This window comes from Streptomyces alkaliphilus, assembly GCF_014141535.1.
Lineage (GTDB): Bacteria > Actinomycetota > Actinomycetes > Streptomycetales > Streptomycetaceae > Streptomyces > Streptomyces alkaliphilus.
In genome coordinates, this window is the sequence record NZ_VKHT01000218.1 from 1 (window position 1) to 6,189 (window position 6,189).

Consider the following 6,189-nt stretch of genomic DNA (forward strand, 5'->3'; position numbering starts at 1 on the left):
GCCCCGGGCAACACCCCGGTAACACTCCACGGCCCGGGGCGTGGACACGCGGGAAGCGGGCAGGGAGCGGGCGAACCCCGGCCCCGGGCGGGCCGGGCACATCTTCACACCTCGGACGATGGGGGACATCGTGTCGGAGACCGGGACGGCGAGGTCCGCGGAGGAGCGACCGGAACGGCGGGGCGACACCCCGTCGGACGGCGAACGGGCCGGCGCGCCCGAGGGGGGCGGGCCGGCCGACGGTCCGGATGCCGCCCCCCGCGTGGAGACCTCCGACCGGCCGGGCACCGGTGTACGGACCCGACAGTGGGTCGGGCTGCTCGCCGGGCTGCTCCTGGCCGCCGTCGTGCGACTGGTGCTGCCCGATTCGCTCGCCCCCCAGGACAAGAACGTGGCGGCGGTCGCCGTGTTGATGGCCGTGTGGTGGATGACCGAGGCGTTGCCCCTGCCGGCCACCGCGCTGGTGCCGTTGATCGCCTTCCCCGCGCTGGACGTGGCGCCCATCGACGAGGTGGCGCCCCCGTACGCCAACCCCGTGATCTTCCTGTTCATGGGCGGTTTCATCATCGCCATCGCGATGCAGCGCTGGAATCTGCACACCCGCTTCGCCCTGGCCACCGTGCTGGTGGTGGGAACCGGACCGCGTCGGATGATCCTGGGCTTCATGATCGCCTCGGCGTTCCTGAGCATGTGGATCTCCAACACCGCGACGGCCGTGATGATGCTGCCCATCGGCATCGCCGTGCTCGGACTGATGGCACAACTCGGAGACGGCAGGCGGGATCCGAACTTCGCCACCGCCCTGATGCTGGGCATCGCCTACGCGGCCTCGATCGGCTCGCTCGGCACGGTCATCGGCACCCCGCCCAACACCCTGTTGCGCGGGTTCGTCGACGAGAACTACGGCATCTCGATCAGCTTCTTCCAATGGATGCAGTTCGGGGTGCCCATCGCCGCGGTCTTCCTGGTCATCGCCTGGTTGGTGCTCACCCGGGTGGTCTTCCGACCGCGCATCGGCGAGGTGCCCGGTGGCCGGGAGCTGATCCGGGAGAAGCTGCGCGAGTTGGGGCCGATCAGCCGTCCGGAGTGGACGGTGCTGGCCGTCTTCGTGTTCGCCGCCCTCTCCTGGGTGACGCTGCCGCAACTGCACGGCGTGTGGCCCTGGACCGAGCGGATCGACGACGCGGCGATCGCCATGACCGCCGCCGTGCTGCTCCTGCTGCTGCCGGTCTCCCGCGACCGTCGCCGTCGCGCGCTGGGGTGGGAGGACACCAAGGCCCTGCCCTGGGGCATCCTGCTGTTGTTCGGCGGTGGGTTGGCGCTGTCCGGGGCCTTCAACCGCACCGGGGAGGACGGGGAGCAGACCGGGCTGGGGCCCTGGATCGGCGATCGGGTCACCGGCCTGGACCTGCTGCCGACCGTGCTGTTCGTGGTGGCGGTGGCCGTTCTGGTGCTGCTGCTGACGGAGTTGACCAGCAACACCGCCACGGTGGCGACGTTCCTGCCGATCATGGCCGGGGTCGCGGGTGGCCTGGGACTGGACCCGATGCTGCTGCTCATCCCCGTCGCCGTCGCCGCCACCTGCGCCTTCATGCTGCCGGTGGCCACCCCGCCGAACGCGGTGGTCTTCGGCTCCGGCCAGGTGACCATCGGGCAGATGATCCGGGGCGGGGTCTGGCTCAACGTGATCGGCATCGTGCTCCTGATGCTCGCGCTCTACAGCCTGGGCATCCTGGTCTTCGGTCTCACCGTCTAGCCGACGCCGGCCCCGAACAGGGGCGGGGCCCGCCCCGATCCGTACGGATCGGGACGGGCCCCGTTGTCGGTTCCGGTCGGGCTCAGGCGCCGATCACGCCGCCGTCGGTACGGCGGATCACCACGGTCGCGGAGCGCGGGCGCCCCTCGGGGTCGAAGTCGGGCCAGTTGCTCACCGCGCGGGGATTCGCCGGGCTCGGCGAGCCCCAGGCCGCGCTGGCCTCACCGGGGTGCTGGACGTTGACGAACATCGTGCGGCGGTCCGGGGTGGTGATCACACCGGTGATCTCGCACCCGCGCGGACCCACCAGGAAGCGGCGGATCTCACCGGTCCTCGGGTCGGCGGCCAGCATCGCGTTGTTGGCGATGTTGTCGTAGCCCCGGCTCGCGAGGTTCTGCGAGGAGTTGGAGATGTCGGTCTGGATCCACAGCCGGCCCTCGTCGTCGAACCACAGACCGTCGGGGGAGCCGAAGATGTTGTCCTCGTTCAGGTCCACCGAGGAGTCGTAGGCCGGGTCGCCGGCCAGGACGAAGATGTCCCAGGTGAAGGTGGTCGCGGTGTGGTCCTTCCCCTTCTCCGCCCAACGGATGATGTGACCGTAGGGGTTGGGGGTGCGCGGGTTCGCCTCACCCGGCCAGCCGGTGCCGTTGGTGAGCGTGCAGTACACGTCCTTGTTCTTGGGGTTGACCGCGATCCACTCGGGCCGGTCCATCTTCGTGGCGCCGAGCGCGTCGGCGGCCTCGCGGGTGCGGATGAGCACGTCCGCCTGGTCCTGCCAGCCGTTCTTCTTGGTCAGCGGACCGGTGCCGAAGCTCAGCGGCAGCCAGGTGCCCCGACCGTCGTCCTCGAACTTCGCCACGTACAGGGTGCCGTGGTCCAGCGGGCTGCGCCCCAGGGCCCGGTGGGCGCGCCAGTTGCCGTCACCGACGAACTTGTAGATGTAGTCGCCGTCCTGGTCGTCACCGGAGTAGGCGACGACCCGGCCCCGGGACTCCACGACGGTGCAACCCTCGTGCTTGAAACGGCCCAGGGCCGTGCGCTTGACCGGCTTGGCCTTCGGGTTGGTCGGGTCGATCTCGACGACCCAGCCGAAGCGGTTGAGCTCGTTGCCGTTGCGGGCCACGTCGAAGCGCTCGTCGGCCAGGTGCCAACGGTAGCCGAAGCCACCGGCGTTGATGCCGTAGCGGGCCTGCTCCGGCGTCGGGGACCAGGAGGAGTCCTCGGTGCCGAAGTACCCGTTCCAGTTCTCCTCACAGGTCAGGTAGGTACCCCAGGGGGTCACACCGTGCGAGCAGTTGTTCAGGGTGCCCATGGGGGCGTTGTTCGAACGCAGCTTGGGGTGGGTGGCCTTGACCGGACCGGAGAACTCGACGGGGGTGGTGCCGGTGACCTTGCGGGCGTAGCGGGACTCGACGACCTGCCACACCCCCTTGCGCTCCTCGACCTCCACCACGCTGACGCCGTGGGCGGCCAGTGCCTTGGCCACCTTCTCCCGGGTCATCTCGGTGGGACCGTCGGGGAAGAGCAACTGCTGGTCGACGTACTCGTGGTTGAGCACCAGCAGACCGCGACGGTTGCCCTCCTTCCCCCTCCCCAGCGGGAAGAAGTGCATCCCGTCGTGGTTCATGCCGATCTGCCGCTCCTGCTCGGCGGCGGTGTTGGAGCCGTCCTTCCTCCACTTCGGGCCGCGCGGGCTCAGCGGGGTGCCCCACGGGATGAGCACCTGCGTCTCGTAACCGGGCGGAACGGTGAAGGCGTCGTCCGAGGAGGTGGGGACGGGGGCGAAACCGAGCAGGCCGCGCGAGCCCGGCTTGCCCGGGGCGACGGGCTTGCCGGGGGTCTCCGGCTTACCGGCCGCCGCCGCGTGCGCGGGCGGCGAGGCGACGGCGGAGCCGGAGAGGGACCCGGCCACCAGGAATCCGGCCGCGGCGGCGGTCCCGCCGCGCAGGGCGGCTCGGCGGGACAGGAAAGTACTCGCGACGTCCTGGAAGGAACGGTTGCCGGAGGGGTTCGAACTCACCTCGTCGGGGTCGATCTCGGGGAACACAGGTCCGGGCGCGGGCTGCGCTGACATCTTCTGCCCTCACTGCTCTACCCCACCGACGGCGGGGGTGGTGGTCGTGTGATGCTGCGGCGAGGCTAGGAGCCGGTTGTGACCTCGGGGGATGGGGAAGGTGAACGGCGGACCACCTCCGCACATACGGGCGATCCGATTCGCCCGATCGCCCGACGTCGAACGCCCCGGTGCGTCGGTCCGGGGGCGCGGATCCGGTGGCCCGACGGGCGGACACGACAGTGCCCCCGGAACGCCGGTGCGGGTTCCGGGGGCACCCCGGGAAACCGGCCGGTGGCCGGTTTCCCGGGGGAAATGGCGGCGCCCCGCCGGGTCGTCCTTCGAGGACGACCCGGCGGGGCGCGACCCGGGGGAGTCGTTCGACTCCGCCCGTCGGTTATCCGATCTCTCGGCGGCCGTTCACCCGACGGGGCAGTCCCAGCGGGTTCTCGTCCCGCAACTCCGGCGGGAGCAGGGCCGGCGGGGTGTCCTGGTAGGCGACCGGTCGCAGCCACCGGTCGATGGCGGCGACGCCGACCGAGGTGGAGGTGGAGGTGGTCGCCGGGTAGGGGCCGCCGTGGTGCTGGGCGGGCACGACCGCGACGCCGGTCGGCCACCCGTTGACCAGGACCCGACCGGCGAGCGGGGTGAGGGCGGCCAGCAGACGAGCGGCGGGCCCGGTGGGGTCCTCGGCCTCGGCCGCTCCGATGTGCAGGGATGCGGTGAGGTTGCCGCCCAGCCGCGCCAGGGCGCCGCCCACCTCCTCCGACTCGGCGCCGGCGTCGCCGTACCGGGCTATGACGGTGACCGGGCCGAAGCACTCCTCCAGCAGCGCTCCGTACCCGGGCTCGGCGAGCCGGGCGGCGGGGACGGTGAGGAAACCGGCGGCCACCGTGCGCCCCTCCCCCTCGGCCGGGGAGACGGGGGCGGTGACGTCCTCCAGCGCGGCGCGTTCGCGCACACCCTCCAGGAACGCCTCGCGCATCCGGCCGTCCAGCAGCACCCCGGCGGGCGCCTCACCGACCCGCTCGGCGAGGGTCTTCAGCAGGGCGTCGCCCGCCGGGCCCCCGGGGACGAACACCAGGCCGGGCTTGGTGCAGAACTGACCGACCCCCATGGTCATCGAGCCGGCGAGACCGGCGCCGATGGCGTCGGCGCGCTCCTCCGCCGCGGCGGCGGTCACCACGACGGGGTTCAGGCTGCCCAGTTCGCCGTGGAAGGGGATCGGCACGGGCCGGGAGGCGGCGGCGTCGAAGAGCGCGCGCCCACCGCGAATGGAGCCGGTGAAGCCGGCGGCGGCCACCAGCGGGTGGCGGATCAGCTCCACGCCGGCGTCGAAGCCGTGCACCACCGGCAGCACACCGTCGGCGAGTTCGGCGAGACCGACCCGCTCGGCGGCGCGCCGCACGGCGGCGGCGCACAGCTCGGAGACCGCCGGGTGGTCCGGGTGCGCCTTGACCACGACCGGGCAACCGGCGGCCAGGGCGCTGGCGGTGTCACCGCCGGGCACCGAGAAGGCCAGCGGGAAGTTGGAGGCGGCGTAGACCGCGACGACCCCCAGGGGGACCCGGGTACGGCGCAGGTCGGGCCGGGGCGGGGTCGCCGAGGGGTCGGCGTGGTCGATGGTGAGGTCGAGGTAACCGCCCTCGGCGACCTCGTCGGCGAAGGCGCGCAGTTGGCCGGTGGTGCGGCCCAGCTCACCGGTCAGGCGGGCGGTGCCCAGCGCGGTCTCGGCGTCGGCGGTGGCGATGATCTCCTCACCGGCCGCCTCCAGTTCCTCGGCCGCCGCGCGCAACAGCGCGATCCGGGTCTCCCGGTCGGCCAGGGCGGGACGGGCGGCCTCGGCGGCACGCACGGCGGCGTCCACGTCGGCAGCGGTGGCCTCGTGACCGACCGGCTCGCGTCGCTCGCCCGTGCGCGGGTCCACGCTCCACACTTCAGCTGCCACGGGTTCTTCCTCCTGCGAGAGTTCGGACGCCGCCCGCCGGGATGTTGTTCGACATCACGAACGTCGACCGTGGATACGAATGACTGGGACCCTACCCGGGTCCTCTCCGGGCGAACAAGGGGGGCCGTGTCGGGTCGTCCGTTCCGCACCACGGCGACCCGACACGGCCTTCCTGCACGCAGGCGCGGGCCCGGAGGGTGCGGTCCCCGAGAGGGCGGGGACCGGCGCGGGACCACCGTGCGGAACGGGCCCCGATGATGCGGCGCAGTCACCATCGGGCCCGCACCCCCAGCATATCCCGCAAACGCTTTCTGTCCATACCCCCGCGTCATCGGCTTGCGAGAAGACATCAGTGGATGTTTCCTGCAACCGGTTGCGCGGAGGCGGGTTCTGAGGACCGCGTCACGGCCCGTCGGCTCCGCTCCCCCGTTT

General features: G+C 72.2%; 3 protein-coding genes. 1 reads left to right on the forward strand and 2 read right to left on the reverse strand.

Features of this window, described 5'->3' with window-relative positions; all coding sequences use genetic code 11:
- Positions 1-262 precede the first annotated feature (262 nt).
- Positions 263-1,756 carry an SLC13 family permease gene (locus tag FNQ90_RS09575; protein WP_143620368.1) on the forward strand — a complete coding sequence of 498 codons (1,494 nt, stop codon included), beginning with the start codon at positions 263-265 and terminating at the stop codon, positions 1,754-1,756.
- An 82-nt stretch (positions 1,757-1,838) separates the two neighbouring features.
- Here FNQ90_RS09575 and FNQ90_RS09580 read toward each other — a convergent pair whose 3' ends face one another.
- Positions 1,839-3,830: a PhoX family protein gene (locus tag FNQ90_RS09580; RefSeq protein ID WP_182605973.1), complete on the reverse strand. Its 1,992-nt coding sequence runs from the start codon at positions 3,828-3,830 to the stop codon at positions 1,839-1,841.
- Between the two features lie 376 nt (positions 3,831-4,206).
- Positions 4,207-5,757, reverse strand: a complete 1,551-nt coding sequence (locus FNQ90_RS09585) for an aldehyde dehydrogenase (NADP(+)) (RefSeq protein ID WP_407699332.1) — start codon at positions 5,755-5,757, stop codon at positions 4,207-4,209.
- Positions 5,758-6,189 lie beyond the last annotated feature (432 nt).

Bases quoted from the DNA above. Each gene is read 5' to 3' on its own strand.
- FNQ90_RS09580 (WP_182605973.1), bottom strand. From the start codon at position 3,830: ATGTCAGCGCAGCCCGCGCCCGGACCTGTGTTCCCCGAGATCGACCCC.